Below are 15843 nucleotides of genomic sequence, written 5' to 3' on the forward strand. Positions count from 1 at the left end.
CGGGTGAGCGCCGGCCGCGGCCTCAGGGAGCCGCGATGCCGCCCAGGGCGCCGCCGTCGACGGTGAGTACCGTGCCGTTGACGAAGCTTGCGTCCGAGGACCGGAGGAAGGCGACCGCGCCGGCGACCTCCTCCGGCGTTCCGGCGCGGCCGAGCGGCACCATCGCGACCAGGGCCGTGCGCTGCTCCTCGCTGAGCTCGTAGAACATGTCGGTGTGGATCGGGCCGGGCATCACGGCGTTGGCCCGGATCTCGCGGGCGGCGAACTCCCGCATCAGCGACCTGGTGAGGGAGACCAGCGCGCCTTTGGAGGCCGCGTAGTTGGCCTGGCCGTAGCCGCCGTAGGGGGCCATGGCCGAGGAGATCACGATGATCGAGCCGCCGGCCGGCATGGTCTTGTGGGCCCGGCGGGCCGCCGCGAACACCCCGAACACATTGGTGTCCATGACGTGGCGGAACTGCTCGTCGGTCATATCGAGCAGCAGGTTGTCACTGGTGGTACCGGCGTTGGCGACCAGGACCTCGACCGGGCCGAGCTCCTGCTCCACCGCGTCGAAGGCCGCGTCCACCTGCTGACTGTCGGTCACATCGCAGGGGACGGCGTAGGCGCCCGGTATCCGCGGGTCCTCCTTGCGGTAGGTGACGGCGACCCTGTCGCCGTCCTTCAGCAGGCGTTCGGCTATGGCCTTGCCGATGCCTCGGTTCCCACCGGTCACCAGAACGGTTCGCGACATGGGTGCACTCCTTGGTGTGGATAGGGGGTCGTGGTGCGGTCGGCAGGCATCGCCGGTTGTCTGGCGAGGGGCCGCTCGTGGTGCCGGGTGTCCATGACTGCTGACCGTCCTGACGCTCCGTCGCCCTGCGGAGGCGTGGCGGTGCGGGACGGCAGCGCATCGGCGGCGGCCACGGTAGATACTTTCAGGCCAACTTCGCCGGTTGGGTCGCGGGGCCGGTTGTGCGCGGGACGCGGGGGAGGGGGCGGGGTGCCGGGCGGGCGAGAGGTGGGCTTCCGGGCCGGGCTCCCCGACGGCATCGCCGGCCGGGTCGCGGCCCGCTCCCGGTGCCGGACTCCCCACGCGATCAGCCCGTCGCCCTCGGCCTTCGTCCTCGGCCTCCGGCCCCCGGCGGGCCGGGCTGAGGCGGGGCCGGACCCTGGATCGTCGCGCTGGTTCCAGCCTCTCTCGCATCCCTGTTCGCCAGAGATGCCGGTGGCTGGATACGATTTGCACCAGCCGGTATTTTTCCGGCTTTCCCGCGAAGCGGGAACGTGGCTGTTTGTCTGCGTCGCGTCACACAGCGCGACGAGCGGAGCGGAGGGAGGCCGGCGGTGCGGGAGCAGGAGCGCTCGAAGCGGACCAAGAGCAGGATCATCGAAGCGGCCGCCCAGGTCTTCTTCGAGCACGGCTACGACGGCGCGACCATCGACCACATCCTGACGGCGGCGGGAGTCACCAAGGGCGCGCTCTACCACCACTACAGGTCCAAGCAGGAGATCGCCGACGCACTGCTCCAGCAGCACGTCGGTGACATCGCCGTCGAGCCCCAGGACATCAAGCTCCGCGAACTCGTCCTGAAGGGCCAACGCCTGGTTGCGGGGTTGCAGAGCGACCCGGTGCAGCGCGCCGCGGCCCGCCTCACCCTGGAGGAGGGCTCCAACCAGCTCGACCGCAAGCAGGCGATGACCCTGTGGACGGAGTACGTCGAGGCGCTGCTGATCGAGGCCGGCCGGCGGCACGAGCTGCTGCCGGCGGTCAACACCCCCGAGCGCCTGCACCAGGTCGCCGAGATGTACGTCGGCGCGTTCGCCGGCATCCAACTGCTCGCCGACGTCAGCTCGGAGCGCCACACCTGGGCGGGGCTGCAACACCAGTTGGCGGTGTTCTTCGAGCACACCCTCCCGACCATCGCGGCCCCGCACGTCCTGCCGCGCCTGCGACTCCGCGCCGGCGAGTGACGCCCGCGCCGGCAGTCGCGCCCGCCGCCGCGTCCGTCTGCGGCCGGGGATGCCGCCCCCGGAAGCGGTGACTGGTTTTCAACCCTCGGGCGGCGCCAGTGCGTTCGCTACCCGACCGCATCAATTCACCTGCCTGTAAACGTCACTTACGCTACGTCGAAACCCCGTAGCGCAACTCCGTATGCGTCCCGGTCGGAATTGGGCAGTTTCGCACCCTCTCTTGCTCCGTTATTGCTACGAGCGCGTCAGGGTTGGGTAAATTCATTGTTCAACTGCTCTGGTTCGGGCCGTACCGGCTCGCAGGGCACCGCCAACGGGGAACCTGCCGACGAGCACGAAGGAAGCCACACCGGATGACACAGCTCAAACAAGACCGTGCGCGCAAGACCCGTCGGCAGGTCCTCGAAGCGGCCGCCGCCGCGTTCGACGAACGCGGCTACTCGGCTTCCATCGAAGAGATCGCCAGCAAGTCGCAACTCACCAAAGGGGGCATCTACTACCACTTCGAGAACAAAGACGCACTGGTGCAGGGCGTGCTCGACGAAACCCAGCCCGGTGTCTCCTGGGCCGTCGAGCCCCAGGAGTTGAAGCTCCAGGAGTGGATCGACACCGGCATGGTCATCGCCCACCGCTTACCTCGGGACACGCTGCTGCGCGCGGCACTGCGCCTGTCCATGGAGCCCGCCGTGCAGCAGAGCCTGCGGACCCCCTGGGCGGCGTGGATCCAGCACACCACCGCCCAACTCACTGCCGCCCGCGGCCGGAAGGAGTTGCTCCCCGGTATCAACGTGGAGGATTTCGGCCGACTGGTCGCCCAGGCGTGGGCCGGGATCGCGGCGCTCGGCCCGGCGCTGGACGACAGCCACGCCAACATCGAACGATGGACGGCGCACATGTACGCCTCATGGCTGCCCACGCTCGCCATCAGCGGCATCATCCCCCTGCTGGACACCAGACCGCACCGCGGACGCGAGGTCTGGGAGGCCCGTCAGCGCAGCCAGTCCGCGCAGGTCACCATCCTCCCCGTCGTCCACCGCCTGGCCGGGTAACGGGAAGGCGGGCAGCGCCATTTGAGCGCGCGGGCCGCCGAATCCGGGACGGCGGCCCTTCCCCGGTGGTTCACTGGCGCGCATGACGTCCTCCGCGTTCACCACGGACCGGCCCGACCCGATCGACTACCTCGACCGGCTGGCCGTGAGCGACATCGGCCGCGCCTACAAGCGGCGCATGCTCGACGAACTCGACGTCCGTGCCGGGCAGACGGTGCTCGACCTCGGCTGCGGACCCGGTACGGACCTCGGACGCCTCGCCGCCGCCGTCACCGCGACCGGGACGGTGATCGGGGTCGATCGCGAACCGGCCATGGTCGACGCGGCCCGCGCCCGTATGGCCGACCAGCCGGTCGTGGACGTCCGGCTGGGCGACGTCCACGACCTGGCGCTGCCCGAGCGCACCGCGGACCGGGCCCGCACCGACCGGGTGCTGCAACATGTCGCCGACCCCCGCCGGGCACTGGGCGAGATCCGCCGGGTCCTGCGGCCGGGCGGTCGGCTCGTCATGGGCGAGCCCGACTGGGAGACCCTGACCATCGACCACCCGGACGGCGCTCTGACGCGCGCCTACACCCGCCATGTCGCCGACGAGGTGGTGCGCAACGCGGCGATCGGCAGGCAGCTTCCCCGGCTGGCGGCCGGGGCCGGTTTCACGGTGCCCGCGGTCATCCCCGTCACCTCGGTCTTCCGTGACGCCCAGATCGCGGACACCTTCCTCGGGTTGGAACGCACCACGCGGCGCGCGGTCGCCGCCGGCTACTTCACCGAGGAGGCCGCCGAGCGCTGGCTGGACCACCTCACGCGGGGACCCTTCCTCGCGGCGGTGACGTTCTACATCGTCGTCGCCGAGGCGTGACGCCGCCGCCCTCCGCCCTCTGCCCTCCGCCCTCCGCCCGATGTGACACACCTCTCCAATGGGGGTGCGGTGGCATCGGCGCCCCTCAAGGGGGGCGGCCGAAGTGACCTGGGAGCACAGCGAGATGGCAGCACCATCGCCAGTTGAACCACCGAGCCAGAAGTCCGTGACGGAGCCGGAGTCGAAGCCGGCACCGCGGCCGGCGGCGGAGCCGGAGGCGGACACGGAGTCCGCAGCGCCCCCGCGCGGCCCGCTCGCCGCGGCGCTGCGGGCGTTGCGTCGCGACCCGATCAGCCTGGTCGCACTGGGAGTTGTCTGTCTGTTCGCGCTGCTGGCCCTCGCCGCACCCGCGCTCACCGCCCTCTACGGGAAGAACGCCACCGAGCACTACGGGCAGAACGAGCCCGGGCTGCTGAGCCCGGAAGGGCTGCCGGTGCTGGCCAACAGCGGGATGTCCGCCGCGCACTGGTTCGGCATCGAACCCGGGCTCGGCCGGGACGTACTGGCCCAACTGCTCTACGGCATGCGGACCTCGCTGGTGATCGCGTTCGCTTCGGCGGCCGTGAGCGCCGTCATCGGGGTGGTGGTCGGCGTCACCGCGGGATACCTCAGCGGTCTCGTCGACCGCGCCTTCACCTTCGTCTGCAACGTCCTACTGGCCTTTCCGACGCTGCTGTTGCTGCTGACGCTGAGCCCAAGGACACCGGGACCGGTTACGACGTCAGGCCGTTCGCCAGCGGCCCGTACCGGATCACCGAGCACCGGCAGAACCAGCGCCTCACCCTGGAACGCAACCCCTACTGGAAGGCGGAGACCGACCCGATCCGCCACCAGTACCCGGACCGCTTCACTGCTCGACGCCGTCCTGTGATTCCCGCGCGCAGGCGCCGCCACCGGACGATGCCAGGCGGCGCCCACCCGAACGCGCCCCGCCAACGCGGGGCGCCGCACCCGCCGGACCTGGCCACCAGGGCCCGAACCTCCCGGGTGGGCAGCCCGGTACCCCGCAGCACTGCCGGGCTATCCGGCGGAACGGCTCTCCTGCCAGCGCCGCACCGCCGTCTGCACGGCCTCTTCGTCTTCCACAGCAAGGGCACCGGACGCGCCGGCGGCACCGAGGACCAACTCACCGTCGGTGATCAGAACACCGCCGGCCCGCGGGACGAAGTCGCCGCCGTAGAGGTGCTGGATGCTGTCGACGATCTCCCCGGGCAACTTGATCAGGCCGGAGGGTCGCAGCGCACGCAGTGCGGTGCGCGCCTTGGCCACGGCGATGCGGCTGGTCATGGGCATACCGCCATCGCCCCGCCGCAGCACGATCACCTCTCCGGCAAGGTCGACAACGGCCACCGCCAGCGGAGGGAATCCTCGCTCGGCGCCGACCTCCAACGCGGTGTGCACCAACCAGTCCGCCTCGACCAACGCAAGCCCAGGAAGGCGTGGAGTACCAGACATGAAGGCGAAGTTAGCGGCGAGGGCTCCTGGCGGTCAACGCAACCGCCTCCCTACGGCGGGGCCCCGTGTCCCTGACTGCCGATGCCTGCGGTGAGTTGTGGTGAACGGCGGCGTTCGGCGTGCGCTCACCCGGCCAACCTGCGCGGTGGCCCGATGGGTTCGCGGTGTTGCCTTGCCGCACTGCCGGCCGCGTCGGGCCACGCGCTTGAGGCGATCGGCCATCGGCGCGGGGAGTTCGCTACGGTGGGGGCACGCATCCGTGACGGCAGTGTCGTGAGGAGGACCCGATGAGCAGTTCCGGTCGGTCGTGGACCGTCGACGGCATCGCGCACGCCCTTCCGCACTCGGAACTCCGGGCGACGTTCCTGCGGGAGATCGGCTTCACCGATGTCCGTGAACTGCCCGGCCTCCTGGACCGCTGGGTCAGGTTCATCGAGAGCTTCGAGGCCGACCGCGAGCGGGTCGAGCAACTGCGCACCACCCTGAGCGGCGCGGGGAACCTGCCGGCCACCTACCGCGCAGGCCTGCTCGACGTCACCACCGAGGAACTGCGCTCCGCCGCCGGCGACAAGGACTCCCGGGGACGAGGCGCCGCGTGACGTACCGGCTCCACCTCGACCCCGCCCTCCACGCCACCTACAAGGCCCTTCCCGACGAGGCCCGTAGGGATTTATCCGTGCTGCTGCTGGACGCGTTGGTCGACCCGCTGGCCCATTCCGAGCGCTACGGCGCCGACGACCGGATGATGCGGACCATCGCCCGCAGCCATGTCGCCGGGGTCATCCTCATCGGCGACACCGAAATCACCCTCGTCCAGCTCACCTATGTGGGCTGACGGAACGACACAGGACGCCGGTGAGGCACTGTCGGTGCCGGCCGAGGCGACCGCCAGGCGGTGCCTTGGGTGCGATCGGGATGCTACGTGGAGGCGAGAGTGGCTGAGTCCTTGCGGAACGCGGGGCGGTCCGGGCCGTTGCCCAGCGGTCGACACCACCTCAGCCGCCAGGAGGTGGTGGCATCGCAGCGGGCGCGGATGCTGACCGCCACCGCGGAGGCGATGCGGGACAAGGGATACGCGGGGACCTCGGTCGCCGAGATCATCCGGCGGGCCGGGGTGTCGCGGGAGACGTTCTACCAGCAGTTCCGTTCCAAGGAGGACTGCTTCGTCCAGGCGCTGGACGCCGCCACGAACCAGTTGGCGGATCTGCTGGAGGCTGCCTGGCAGCCGCCGGACGGCTCCCCGGAGGCCACCGGTGCGCCTGCCCCGGAGGAGACCTTCCGCCGGCTGCTGCGCCTCTATTTGCAGACCCTCACCGAACAGTCCGCCTTTGCCCGGCTGTTCCTCGTCGAGGTCTACGCCGCCGGGCCCGAGGCGATGGCCCGCCGCATGGACTGGCAGCGCCGGTTCGCGGACGCCCTCGCCGAGATCTTCCAGGCGGGGGCCGAGGACGCGAGTGCGGACGAGCGGCGCTTCGACTGCGAGGCCCTGGTCGCGGCCGCCGCGCACCTGGTGACGGTGCGGCTGGTCGCGGACGATCCGCAGGGCCTGTGCGCGTTGGAGGACCCACTCGTCCGCCTCGCGGTACGACTCCTCGGCTGAAGCGGTCAGCCCGTCACGGGAGCCAGGGGAAGCCGGTCGACTGGCCCCGCAGGCCGGCGGGTAGCAGCGGCTTCACCAGTGTGCGGTATCCGGCCGTCTGCTGCCGCCCCGCTGCCGGGTCACCGTGGGACAGCGCATGCGCCGTCTTGCCGAGGACCGGCAGGCCGGGCCCGCAGATCGGGACCTTCGGTGTCTGGCGGTTGAGCTGATCGCCGCCGCCGGAGACGGCGTGCGGGTTGATGTCGTAGGCGTGGTCGCCGGTGAGATAGCCGACGACACCGTTGGCGAAGCACGCCAGGTTCGTGAGCACGTTCTCGGAGTAGCAGATGCCGTCGTTGGTGTTGCAGATCTCCTTGACCGTGAGGTCGCCGAAGCCGCGCGGCCCCTTCATGGTCATGCCCGGCAGGATCGTCGGCAGGTTGGTCTCGATGCCGCCCGGCCCGCCGTTCGCACCGGGACGCCGGGGGTCGCCGTAGAGCACACCGTTGATCTGGTGGTGCGGGACGGCGTTGCTGCCGGAGAGGGCGGCCAGCTCATCGCCGGCGACGATCGCGCCCTGCGAGTAGCCGGCGATGGTGAGGTGACTGGCGGAGCACGCGCCGTGGAACTCCTTGACCGCCGCGTCGAGTTTGCCGATGCCCTCGGCCACCGAGTCGTCCAGCGACACCGTGTCGCCGGGGTACGGGGCGATGGACGCCGAGTAGTGGATCTTCGTGAAGGACACGCCTTCAGGGAGGCCGGCGTTGCTGTGGTCGTAGACGGTCGCGTCGCGGTCGAGGTGACCGCCGACCTCGAAGATCATGGCGCTCGGACAGTCGGCCCGGGGCTGCGCCTGCGGAGCGGCCGCGACGGCTTGCGGCGCGCCCAGCCCCAGGACGGGCAGGGTGGCAAGTATTGCGAGGAACGATCGTGCTCTGCGCATGTGCACCTCGTCTCGAATCGGCTTGGGGAGAACGGGAGTTCCGCCCCTACGCGACGCCAAAGGTAGCGTTGGGAGACGTTCCACGAACAGAGGTGTTCGTGAAAGTGTGGTGTGCGCCGCGTGTGCGGGTGGGTGGGGGAGGAAGGTGTGCGGGGGCGCGTGGTGGGGGAGTGCGGGTCTGCCGGCAACGCGCGGTGTCCGAAGCCGGGTTGAGGGCATGTCTGCGGTTCGGCGGCGGCAGGTCTGTCGGTGGGACGTCGGGCCTCCGTCGGGACTGTCGGCGATCTGTCGGAGCGGTGTCGGCGGCCGCCACGACCATGGCTTCCGGGTCGCTCATCCGCGAGAGGCCCGGAAACCACCTGGTCAGCCAGTTGCTTGGGAGCCTGTCACCATGTCGTCCATGTCCTCCGCCCACCCTTGGGACGTTCACCGTCTGCCATCTGCCGAAGGCCGCACCTTCCTGGTCACCGGTGGCAACAAGGGCATCGGGTACTTCATCGCCGAACAGCTCTCGGCGACCGGGGCCACCGTCGTCCTGGGCAGCCGGGATCCGGCGAAGTCCGAGGCCGCCATGGCGTCGATCCGCCGCCGGGTCCCCGGCGCCCGGCTGCGTGCCCTGCGACTGGACCTGGCCGACCTCGCGTCTCTCGGCGCCTCGGTGGCAGCACTGGAGGCGGACTTCCTCGACGCCGTGATACTCAACGCCGGGGTCGCGCTGGACGATCCACCGCGCCAGGAGACCGGGGACGGCCACGAGCTCATGTTCGGTACCAACCACCTCGGGCACTTCGCCCTGACCCGATGGCTGATGCCGCTGCTGTCGGCCGCCCCGGCAGGCCGCGTCGTCACCATGGGCAGCTTCGCGGCCAAGTCCGAGCGGCTGGACCTGGACGACCTCCAGTCCCGGCGGGAATACCGGCCCAAGCGCACCTACGGACGCTCCAAGCTGGCGCAGATGCACTTCGGCTTGGAACTCGACCGCCGACTGCGCGCCGCGGACAGTCCGGTGTCGAGCGTGGTGGTCCATCCCGGCGGCGCCCTGGACTCCCTCACCCCCTCACGTCCACCGGTGCATGTGCGGACCGGCGGCGCCTGGTTGCGCGGTCGGCCCGCCGGCCTCGTCGTCCAGGGCAAGCACGCCGGTGCCTGGTCCGCGGTACGGGCCGTGCTCGACCCGGCCGTGCGCGGAGGGCAGCTGTGGGGACCGCGCGTCTTCGGGCTGCGCGGTGAACCGCGACGGGAACCGGTGTGGACCCACCTGACCGACACCCTCGTCGCGGCCCGACTGTGGGCCGCCAGCAGCGATATGACCGGGGCGGACCCCGCCGGCGTTCGTGGACAAGGCCGCGGACGTGGGGGAGCGCACTGACCGGTCAACGGCGGTGCCACACGAGCGTGTAGCGCCAGAACAGCCGACGGCGCAGCCGCGCGCCGGGCAGCACGTCCCGGGCCTCGCGGACGATGTCGGCGAAGCCCATGTCCGCCGGCCGGGTGCGGGCCGTCATCGAGACCGGTCGGCGGGCCGGGCGACCCTTGTTCCTGAACCAGCCCATGGCGGCGTTGAGCGGGGCGGCGGCGGTGTTGAACAGGTGGTCGGTGGCGGTCTGCGCGCGGTAGAGGCCGACGACCACCAGGGTGCCTCCGGGCGCGAGGTGTTGGCGGAAGGCGGTCAACGCGTCCCGGAACGGCAGGTGGTGGAGGGTGGCGACGCAGGTGATGACGTCGTAGGAGGCGGCGGGGATCCCGGTCAGGGCATCTGCGACGGTGAAGGTGAGAGCGGCGTGGGGAGCGGGGGGAGTACGGCGCTGTGCCTGTGCGGTGATGGCCGGGTCGGAGTCGATGCCGTGCACGGTGGTGGAGCGGGTGGCCAGGAGTCCGGCCAGGTCACCGCTGCCCGAGCCGACGTCGAGGGCGCGGGCGAAGCGGGCGGGCAGCCGGCGCAGGATCCACCGGTGGTAGTGGGCGTTGTGGTCCCAGGGGTGGGCGGAGTTGAACCGGTCGAGTGCCTGGAGGGCGCGGTGCGGCAATGACGTCATGCCGCCAGTGCACCAAGTTCCCGTCGCCGGCGCACCCTGCTGGGTGAACGAGTCGTGGCGAACGCCGGCCGGACCCAACGCCCAGGCGCTGCGCCGCACTTACGCGGCCACCGCATCCGAATCCCCCGAGTCATGACGTTCACGCCCGCGTCGGCCCGACGACTCCGCGCCCTCCGCCCGCAGTTCGACAACCGATCCGGGTAGGCGCCCGCTCGCCCTACCCCTCCGGCACTCGGCGCGAACCTGCTTCGCCGGCCGCCGGAGGTCGGCCGGAACGGTCGGGGTGACGGTCGGCGGGGTGGCCGTAGACGCAGGTCACGGGTGCGCGCGGGGGCGGACGCGCGGGTTGCGGCCAAAGGGGCACTGGTGCACCGCGGCGCGACGCGCTTCACTCCTGACCCATGAGACGACTGTTCCTCACGCTGTGCGCCGCTGTCGCCGGCCTGATGCTGGGCGTGAGCCCGGCCACCGCCGCGGCGCCGCCCTCCGAGTTCGGTACCCGATGGCACGACCCGGTCACCGCGGGGCCGCCGGTTCCCGTACCGGACACCCCCTCCTGCCAAGTGACGCTCGCCGACACCGAGTTCCGCGACTTCACCCCGTACAAAGGCACCTACATACCGCCCGGGAAGTGCGGCGCCGGACACCGCTGGAACAAGGTCGTCCTCCGGCTCCAAGGGTCCGTGGCCGGGCGGCAGTTCGACCGCCTGGGGTATCTGCACATCGGCGGCGTGGAGGTCCTGCGCACCTCGACCCCCGAACCGTCTCCCGAAGGCATCACCTGGAACGTCGAGAAGGACGTCACGCGCTACGCCTCCACACTGCGCGCCCGGCAGCCCGTCGAGATGCTCATCGGCAACACCGTGGACGGGACCTACACCGGCGTCATCAAGGTCAAGGTGACGCTGACCTTCTACCTGGCGCAGGGCCGGGCGAAGCCGGCCGACACCCCCGACAAGGTCCTCACCCTGCAAGGCGCCCACACCGACGACGGGGTCTACCAGGGGCAGTTGACCACACCGCGCAACAGCGAACGCATCGTCGCCGAGGTCTACGCCACCGGATCGGGCGGCGGCTGCGAGGAGTTCTGGTACCTGACGGTGCCGGACGCGGCACCGTACTCGTGCCACGCCAAGGACGGACCGTACCGCGAGGTGCAGGTGACGGTGGACGGCAAGCTCGCCGGCATCGCGGCGCCGTACCCGACCGTGTGGACGGGCGGCTGGTCCAACCCCTTCCTGTGGTACGTGATCCCCGGCCCGCGGGCCTTCGACGTCCGGCCGGTGGAGTACGACCTCACCCCCTTCGCCGGGCAGCTCAACGACGGCCGCCCGCACCGGATCGCGATCTCCGTCGCCGGTCTGCCGGCGGGCCAGAGTGGTTGGAGCACCCCCACCAACGTCCTGGTCTGGCAGGACGCCAAGGCGACGCACGTGGGCGGCGCCCTGCTCACCAGCCGGGCGGGCGACCTCGTCAACACAACGGCGTACGAGCCGGGTGACGAGCGCCGGTTGACGGCCGAGGGCGGCCACTCCCTGACGGTGTCGGGATACCTCGACACCTCGCACGGCCGGGTCACCACGACCGTCACCCGCAAGCTCACCGGAGACTCGACGCACCGCTGGAACGCGGACGAGTCGACCGACGCCCTCCAGGCACGCTGGCACGACGACGAGACGGTGACCGTACGCGGCCGGGGGCCCGCGACCACCACCCACACCCGGCGCGCCTACACCATGGACGGCGCGACGACCGTCGACGCCGGCGACCGGCTGCGCACCACCATGACCATGGGCGACCGCGCAGACAGCGCCACCCTGCGGGGCGGCCGGCGCACCGACTGGTCGCGGCTGGACGACACCTACACGGGCGACGCGTCGTACAACCAGAACGTGCCCCGCGAGCAACGCCATGCCACCGGCGTCTCCCGTGAGCGCTACCGCCTCCACGGCCCGACCACCTGCTACGACCACACGCTGGCCACGGAACAAGGGGAGTTGACGGTGGATCAGCAGCGGGGCTGCTGACCTCCTGTTCCCACTTCCGCCGCCGTCCCCGTGTGCTGTTGTCCCCATGGCCGGCCGGATGCGATCCGCCTGCGGCGCGTGCATCCGGCCGGCCGGACAGGCCGGTCCGTGCCTGGCCGGCTCGTCGTCGGACTGCCGTCGGGCTGCCGGTGGGCCAGGGGGCGTGCAGGTCCGAGGCGCGCCGTTACAGCCCGAAGAGCGGCAGGCCGGGGGCGAGGTCGTGGATCTCCACCGGCAGCGAGCGGTGCGCTTCCCAGTCCGCACGGTTCAGCCGCAGTCGCCGGAGGGTGCGGGCGACGCCCTGCACGGACGTCACCGCCAGGCCGTCCGGAACGTAGCCGAGCTTTTCCGACACCCGGAGGGAGGCCGGGTTGTCGGTCATCGCGGAGGAGGTCACCGCACGCGCGCCGAGCCCCGCGAAGGCCAGGTGCAGGACGGCCGCGCGCATCTCCGTGCCGTAGCCCTGGCCCTGGTGGGCGAGGCCGAGCCACGAACCCGTGCCCGCTTCCCTGGTCACCGCGAAGTCGGCCGCGGAGAGGTCCTGCAACCCGACGACCTGGCCGTCGCGGAGCACGACCAGACTGAGCGTCCAGTCCTCCGCGCGCCAGTTCGCGAGGGTGCCGAGGACGTACTGGAACGTCGCGCGGCCACGCTCCTCCGGACCCACCGCCGTCCACGGCACGGTGAACGGCATGCGGGTCTCGTCGTGCACGCCCGCCGCGGCCGACTCGGCCAGCTCGCCGAGGAGATCGAGGTCGGGAAGCCGCAGCTCAAGGCGGGGGGTGGTGATCCGGAGTCGGTACAAGGGCCATACCTGGGGTGCCATGCGGGGAGAGTGCCAGGCCCGCGCGCTCAGGTCCACCGCATTGCCGCCGTCCACCGGCCGCGCCGCCTGACACGCAGGCGAGACGGGGGAGTCGGCGCGGAGAGCCCCCCCTCCACGCCAACTCCCCTGCCGTCCCCTGCCGTTACTCGCTTCCCCGCTCGGTCAGGCGCCCACGTAGGTCGCGAGGTGTTCGCCGGTGAGGGTGGTGCGGGCGGCGACGAGGTCCGCCGGAGTGCCCTCGAAGACGATCCGGCCGCCGTCGTGGCCGGCACCGGGGCCGAGATCGATGATCCAGTCGGCGTGCGCCATGACCGCCTGGTGATGCTCGACGACGATCACCGACTTGCCGGCGTCCACCAGCCGGTCGAGCAGACCGAGCAGGTGCTCCACATCGGCGAGATGGAGGCCCGCGGTCGGCTCGTCGAGGACGTAGACGCCGCCCTTCTCGGCCATGTGCGTGGCCAGTTTGAGCCGCTGCTGCTCGCCGCCGGACAGCGTGGTGAGCGGCTGGCCCAGGCTGAGGTAACCGAGCCCGACATCGGCGAGCCGGCCGAGGACACGGTGCGCCGCCGGGGTGCGCGCCTCGCCGGCGGCGAAGAACTCCTCGGCCTCGGCCACCGACATCGCCAGCACCTCGCTGATGTCGCGGCCGCCGAGGCGGTGTTCCAACACCGATGCCTGGAACCGCTTGCCCTCGCAGTCCTCGCAGGTGGTGGCGACACCGGCCATCATCGCCAGATCGGTGTAGAGGACGCCCGCGCCGTTGCACGGGGGGCAGGCGCCCTCGGAGTTGGCACTGAACAGCGCCGGCTTCACGCCGTTGGCCTTGGCGAACGCCTTGCGGATCGGGTCGAGCAGACCGGTGTACGTGGCCGGGTTGCTCCGCCGCGAGCCGCGGATCGCGCTCTGGTCGATCGACACCACACCCGCGCCGTCGGCCCCCGACCGCTCGCGCAGCGACCCGTGCACCAGCGAGCTCTTGCCGGAGCCGGCGACGCCGGTGACGACGGTGAGCACCCCGAGCGGGATGTCGACGTCGACGTTGCGCAGGTTGTGCGTGGTCGCGCCGCGGATCGGCAGCCGGCCGGTGGGCTTGCGCACCGTCTCCTTCAGGCGGGCCCGGTCGTCGAAGTGGCGGCCGGTGAGGGTGCCGCCGGCCCGCAGCCCCTCGACGGTGCCCTCGAAGCAGACGCTGCCGCCGGCCGTACCGGCGCCGGGGCCGAGGTCCACGACGTGGTCGGCGATCGCGATCGTCTCCGGCTTGTGCTCCACGACGAGCACCGTGTTGCCCTTGTCCCGCAGCCGCAGCAGCAGGTTGTTCATCCGCTGGATGTCGTGCGGGTGCAGCCCCGTGGTGGGCTCGTCGAAGACGTAGGTGACGTCGGTGAGGGAGGAGCCGAGGTGGCGGATCATCTTGACCCGCTGCGCCTCGCCGCCCGACAGCGTGCCCGCCGGCCGGTCGAGCGAGAGATAGCCCAGACCGATCTCCACGAACGAGTCCAGGCTCTGCCGCAGCGCGGTGAGCAGCGGCGCCACCGAGGGCTCGTCGAGGCCGCGGACCCAGTCGGCCAGGTCGCTGATCTGCATCGCGCAGGCGTCGGCGATGCTGATCCCCGCGACCTTCGACGACCGGGCCGCCGCGCTGAGCCGGGTGCCGTCGCAGTCGGGGCAGGTGGTGAAGGCGACCGCCCGGTCCACGAACTCCCGGATGTGCGGCTGCATCGCCTCCCGGTCCTTGGCGAGCATCGACTTCTGGATCCGCGGGACCAGACCCTCGTACGTCATGTTGATGCCCGCGATCTTCATCCGGATCGGCTCGCGGTGCAGGAAGTCGTGCAGCTCCCGCTTGGTGAACGTGCGGATCGGCTTGTCCGCGGGGAAGAGGCCGGACTCGGCGTAGAGCCGGTGGTTCCAGCCGCCCGCCTTGTAGCCGGGGACGGCCAGCGCGCCCTCGGCGAGCGACTTGGCGTCGTCGTAGAGCTGGCCGAGGTCGAGATCGGAGACCGAGCCCCGGCCCTCGCACCGCGGACACATCCCGCCGGTGCGGCTGAAGGTCACCTTCTCCGCCTTCTTGGCGCCGCGCTCGACGGTGATCGCGCCGCTCGCCCGGACCGAGGGGACGTTGAAGGCGAACGCGCCGGGCGGCCCGATGTGCGGCTGCCCGAGCCGGCTGAAGAGGATGCGCAGCATCGCGTTGGCGTCGGTGGCGGTGCCGACCGTGGAACGGGGGTCGGCGCCCATCCGCTGCTGGTCGACGATGATCGCGGTCGTCAGCCCGTCCAGGACATCGACCTCGGGCCGCGCCAGGTTCGGCATGAAGCCCTGCACGAAGGCGCTGTAGGTCTCGTTGATCAGCCGCTGCGATTCGGCGGCGATCGTGTCGAACACCAACGAGCTCTTGCCCGAGCCGGAGACCCCGGTGAACACCGTCAGCCGCCGCTTGGGGATCTCGATGCTGACGTCCTTGAGGTTGTTCTCCCGCGCACCGTGCACGCGGATCAGATCGTGGCTGTCGGCGGCGTGCGGCGCGGACGACCGGGCGGCCGTCCTCGTGGCCGTGCTCATGGCGTCTCCATCTGTGGGGCGGGACCGCCGGCGCGGTCCCCCTCGACATGACCTGACTCGATCCGAACGCCGGCGAGCAGCATGTCTGCTTCTTTTCCTGCTTCTGTTTCTGCCTCGGCGGGGTGCCCCGCGGCAACGGGCGGTGTGTCCCGCGGCAACGGTAGTCGCCGTCCGGGACGGGTGGTGCCGTGCGGGGCGGGGCCGCCCGGCCGGCACCGGGGCGACGCCGGCCGCGCACTCCCGCGCGATGCCGTCATCCGCGCAGGTCGCGGCCGTGATCGCGGGACGGCTCAAGGCACCTCGTCGATGCGGACCAGAGTGCCCGCGGGGTCGTGGAAGACACAGCCACGGGCATCCCAGGGCCGCGCGGCCGGCTCCTGGACGACCTCGGCGGCGGCCAGGGAGGCGTCCGCGTCGGTGTGCGGGAGGAAGGTCGCGTGCGGCGTGAGGTTCATGCCGGTCACGCTAGCCACGGCTCGGCGCGTGAGGCTTCTTGAATCCTGATCGGAGTCGGGGGTGGGGGTGCCTGGCGGGTGGTTGGTGGTGCACTT

The 15843-nt window shown here is 71.4% G+C and carries 16 protein-coding genes; 9 read left to right on the top strand and 7 right to left on the bottom strand.

Features of this window, described 5'->3' with window-relative positions:
• Positions 1–22: 22 nt before the first annotated feature.
• On the bottom strand, positions 23–733 hold the full coding sequence (locus tag ACIQE0_RS15610; protein WP_402332202.1) for an SDR family NAD(P)-dependent oxidoreductase: 711 nt from the start codon (positions 731–733) through the stop codon (positions 23–25).
• A gap of 593 nt (positions 734–1326) precedes the next feature.
• On the opposite strand from ACIQE0_RS15610, the gene ACIQE0_RS15615 reads away from it, so the two are divergent.
• The 4 genes from ACIQE0_RS15615 to ACIQE0_RS15630 all read left to right on the top strand — a co-directional run bounded on the left by ACIQE0_RS15615 (position 1327) and on the right by ACIQE0_RS15630 (position 4732).
• The gene (locus tag ACIQE0_RS15615; RefSeq protein WP_366328669.1) at positions 1327–1953 is read left to right on the top strand and encodes a ScbR family autoregulator-binding transcription factor; all 627 of its coding nucleotides are present in this window, start codon (positions 1327–1329) and stop codon (positions 1951–1953) included.
• 353 nt (positions 1954–2306) lie between these two features.
• On the top strand, positions 2307–3002 hold the full coding sequence (locus ACIQE0_RS15620; RefSeq protein ID WP_366328667.1) for a ScbR family autoregulator-binding transcription factor: 696 nt from the start codon (positions 2307–2309) through the stop codon (positions 3000–3002).
• 82 nt (positions 3003–3084) lie between these two features.
• Positions 3085–3861: a methyltransferase domain-containing protein gene (locus tag ACIQE0_RS15625; protein ID WP_402332206.1), complete on the top strand. Its 777-nt coding sequence runs from the start codon at positions 3085–3087 to the stop codon at positions 3859–3861.
• Positions 3862–4027: 166 nt separating this feature from the next.
• Positions 4028–4732 carry a hypothetical protein gene (locus ACIQE0_RS15630; RefSeq protein WP_402332209.1) on the top strand — a complete coding sequence of 235 codons (705 nt, stop codon included), beginning with the start codon at positions 4028–4030 and terminating at the stop codon, positions 4730–4732.
• A 149-nt stretch (positions 4733–4881) separates the two neighbouring features.
• Here the strand turns inward: ACIQE0_RS15630 and ACIQE0_RS15635 are convergent, their stop codons facing one another.
• Complete coding sequence (locus ACIQE0_RS15635; RefSeq protein WP_366328661.1) at positions 4882–5316, bottom strand: heme-binding protein; 435 nt, start codon at positions 5314–5316, stop codon at positions 4882–4884.
• 287 nt (positions 5317–5603) lie between these two features.
• On the opposite strand from ACIQE0_RS15635, the gene ACIQE0_RS15640 reads away from it, so the two are divergent.
• The 3 genes from ACIQE0_RS15640 (at position 5604) to ACIQE0_RS15650 (ending at position 6916) form a co-directional block, all read left to right on the top strand.
• Positions 5604–5915 (top strand): hypothetical protein, encoded by a 312-nt coding sequence (locus tag ACIQE0_RS15640; RefSeq protein WP_366328659.1) that lies wholly within the window; start codon positions 5604–5606, stop codon positions 5913–5915.
• Between the two features lie 77 nt (positions 5916–5992).
• Positions 5993–6151: a hypothetical protein gene (locus ACIQE0_RS15645; RefSeq protein WP_402332213.1), complete on the top strand. Its 159-nt coding sequence runs from the start codon at positions 5993–5995 to the stop codon at positions 6149–6151.
• 99 nt (positions 6152–6250) lie between these two features.
• Positions 6251–6916 (top strand): TetR/AcrR family transcriptional regulator, encoded by a 666-nt coding sequence (locus tag ACIQE0_RS15650; RefSeq protein WP_402332216.1) that lies wholly within the window; start codon positions 6251–6253, stop codon positions 6914–6916.
• 13 nt (positions 6917–6929) lie between these two features.
• Here the strand turns inward: ACIQE0_RS15650 and ACIQE0_RS15655 are convergent, their stop codons facing one another.
• Complete coding sequence (locus ACIQE0_RS15655) at positions 6930–7838, bottom strand: PE-PPE domain-containing protein (protein ID WP_402332219.1); 909 nt, start codon at positions 7836–7838, stop codon at positions 6930–6932.
• A 391-nt stretch (positions 7839–8229) separates the two neighbouring features.
• Between ACIQE0_RS15655 and ACIQE0_RS15660 the strand changes: the two genes are divergently transcribed.
• Complete coding sequence (locus tag ACIQE0_RS15660; protein WP_402332223.1) at positions 8230–9207, top strand: SDR family NAD(P)-dependent oxidoreductase; 978 nt, start codon at positions 8230–8232, stop codon at positions 9205–9207.
• A 4-nt stretch (positions 9208–9211) separates the two neighbouring features.
• Here the strand turns inward: ACIQE0_RS15660 and ACIQE0_RS15665 are convergent, their stop codons facing one another.
• Positions 9212–9874: a class I SAM-dependent methyltransferase gene (locus ACIQE0_RS15665; RefSeq protein WP_402332226.1), complete on the bottom strand. Its 663-nt coding sequence runs from the start codon at positions 9872–9874 to the stop codon at positions 9212–9214.
• A 401-nt stretch (positions 9875–10275) separates the two neighbouring features.
• Here ACIQE0_RS15665 and ACIQE0_RS15670 point away from each other — a divergent pair, with 401 nt between their 5' ends.
• On the top strand, positions 10276–11901 hold the full coding sequence (locus ACIQE0_RS15670) for a peptide-N4-asparagine amidase (protein WP_402332229.1): 1626 nt from the start codon (positions 10276–10278) through the stop codon (positions 11899–11901).
• Positions 11902–12085: 184 nt separating this feature from the next.
• Here the strand turns inward: ACIQE0_RS15670 and ACIQE0_RS15675 are convergent, their stop codons facing one another.
• The 3 genes from ACIQE0_RS15675 to ACIQE0_RS15685 all read right to left on the bottom strand — a co-directional run bounded on the left by ACIQE0_RS15675 (position 12086) and on the right by ACIQE0_RS15685 (position 15747).
• Positions 12086–12727: a GNAT family N-acetyltransferase gene (locus ACIQE0_RS15675; protein ID WP_402332232.1), complete on the bottom strand. Its 642-nt coding sequence runs from the start codon at positions 12725–12727 to the stop codon at positions 12086–12088.
• 162 nt (positions 12728–12889) lie between these two features.
• Entirely contained in the window at positions 12890–15292 is a 2403-nt protein-coding gene (locus ACIQE0_RS15680) for an ATP-binding cassette domain-containing protein (protein WP_402332235.1), read from the bottom strand.
• A gap of 290 nt (positions 15293–15582) precedes the next feature.
• On the bottom strand, positions 15583–15747 hold the full coding sequence (locus ACIQE0_RS15685; protein ID WP_402332238.1) for a hypothetical protein: 165 nt from the start codon (positions 15745–15747) through the stop codon (positions 15583–15585).
• Positions 15748–15843 lie beyond the last annotated feature (96 nt).

Origin of the sequence: Streptomyces sp. NPDC093097 (assembly GCF_044754325.1) — a bacterium.
Taxonomy (GTDB): domain Bacteria; phylum Actinomycetota; class Actinomycetes; order Streptomycetales; family Streptomycetaceae; genus Streptomyces.

What these genes read in the sequence shown, in the direction of transcription:
- ACIQE0_RS15610 (WP_402332202.1), bottom strand. Translation starts at nt 733, where the DNA reads ATGTCGCGAACCGTTCTGGTGACCGGTGGGAACCGAGGCATCGGCAAG.
- ACIQE0_RS15620 (WP_366328667.1), top strand. Translation starts at nt 2,307, where the DNA reads ATGACACAGCTCAAACAAGACCGTGCGCGCAAGACCCGTCGGCAGGTC.
- ACIQE0_RS15625 (WP_402332206.1), top strand. Translation starts at nt 3,085, where the DNA reads ATGACGTCCTCCGCGTTCACCACGGACCGGCCCGACCCGATCGACTAC.
- ACIQE0_RS15635 (WP_366328661.1), bottom strand. Translation starts at nt 5,316, where the DNA reads ATGTCTGGTACTCCACGCCTTCCTGGGCTTGCGTTGGTCGAGGCGGAC.
- ACIQE0_RS15640 (WP_366328659.1), top strand. Translation starts at nt 5,604, where the DNA reads ATGAGCAGTTCCGGTCGGTCGTGGACCGTCGACGGCATCGCGCACGCC.
- ACIQE0_RS15655 (WP_402332219.1), bottom strand. Translation starts at nt 7,838, where the DNA reads ATGCGCAGAGCACGATCGTTCCTCGCAATACTTGCCACCCTGCCCGTC.
- ACIQE0_RS15660 (WP_402332223.1), top strand. Translation starts at nt 8,230, where the DNA reads ATGTCGTCCATGTCCTCCGCCCACCCTTGGGACGTTCACCGTCTGCCA.
- ACIQE0_RS15665 (WP_402332226.1), bottom strand. Translation starts at nt 9,874, where the DNA reads ATGACGTCATTGCCGCACCGCGCCCTCCAGGCACTCGACCGGTTCAAC.
- ACIQE0_RS15670 (WP_402332229.1), top strand. Translation starts at nt 10,276, where the DNA reads ATGAGACGACTGTTCCTCACGCTGTGCGCCGCTGTCGCCGGCCTGATG.
- ACIQE0_RS15675 (WP_402332232.1), bottom strand. Translation starts at nt 12,727, where the DNA reads ATGGCACCCCAGGTATGGCCCTTGTACCGACTCCGGATCACCACCCCC.
- ACIQE0_RS15680 (WP_402332235.1), bottom strand. Translation starts at nt 15,292, where the DNA reads ATGAGCACGGCCACGAGGACGGCCGCCCGGTCGTCCGCGCCGCACGCC.
- ACIQE0_RS15685 (WP_402332238.1), bottom strand. Translation starts at nt 15,747, where the DNA reads ATGAACCTCACGCCGCACGCGACCTTCCTCCCGCACACCGACGCGGAC.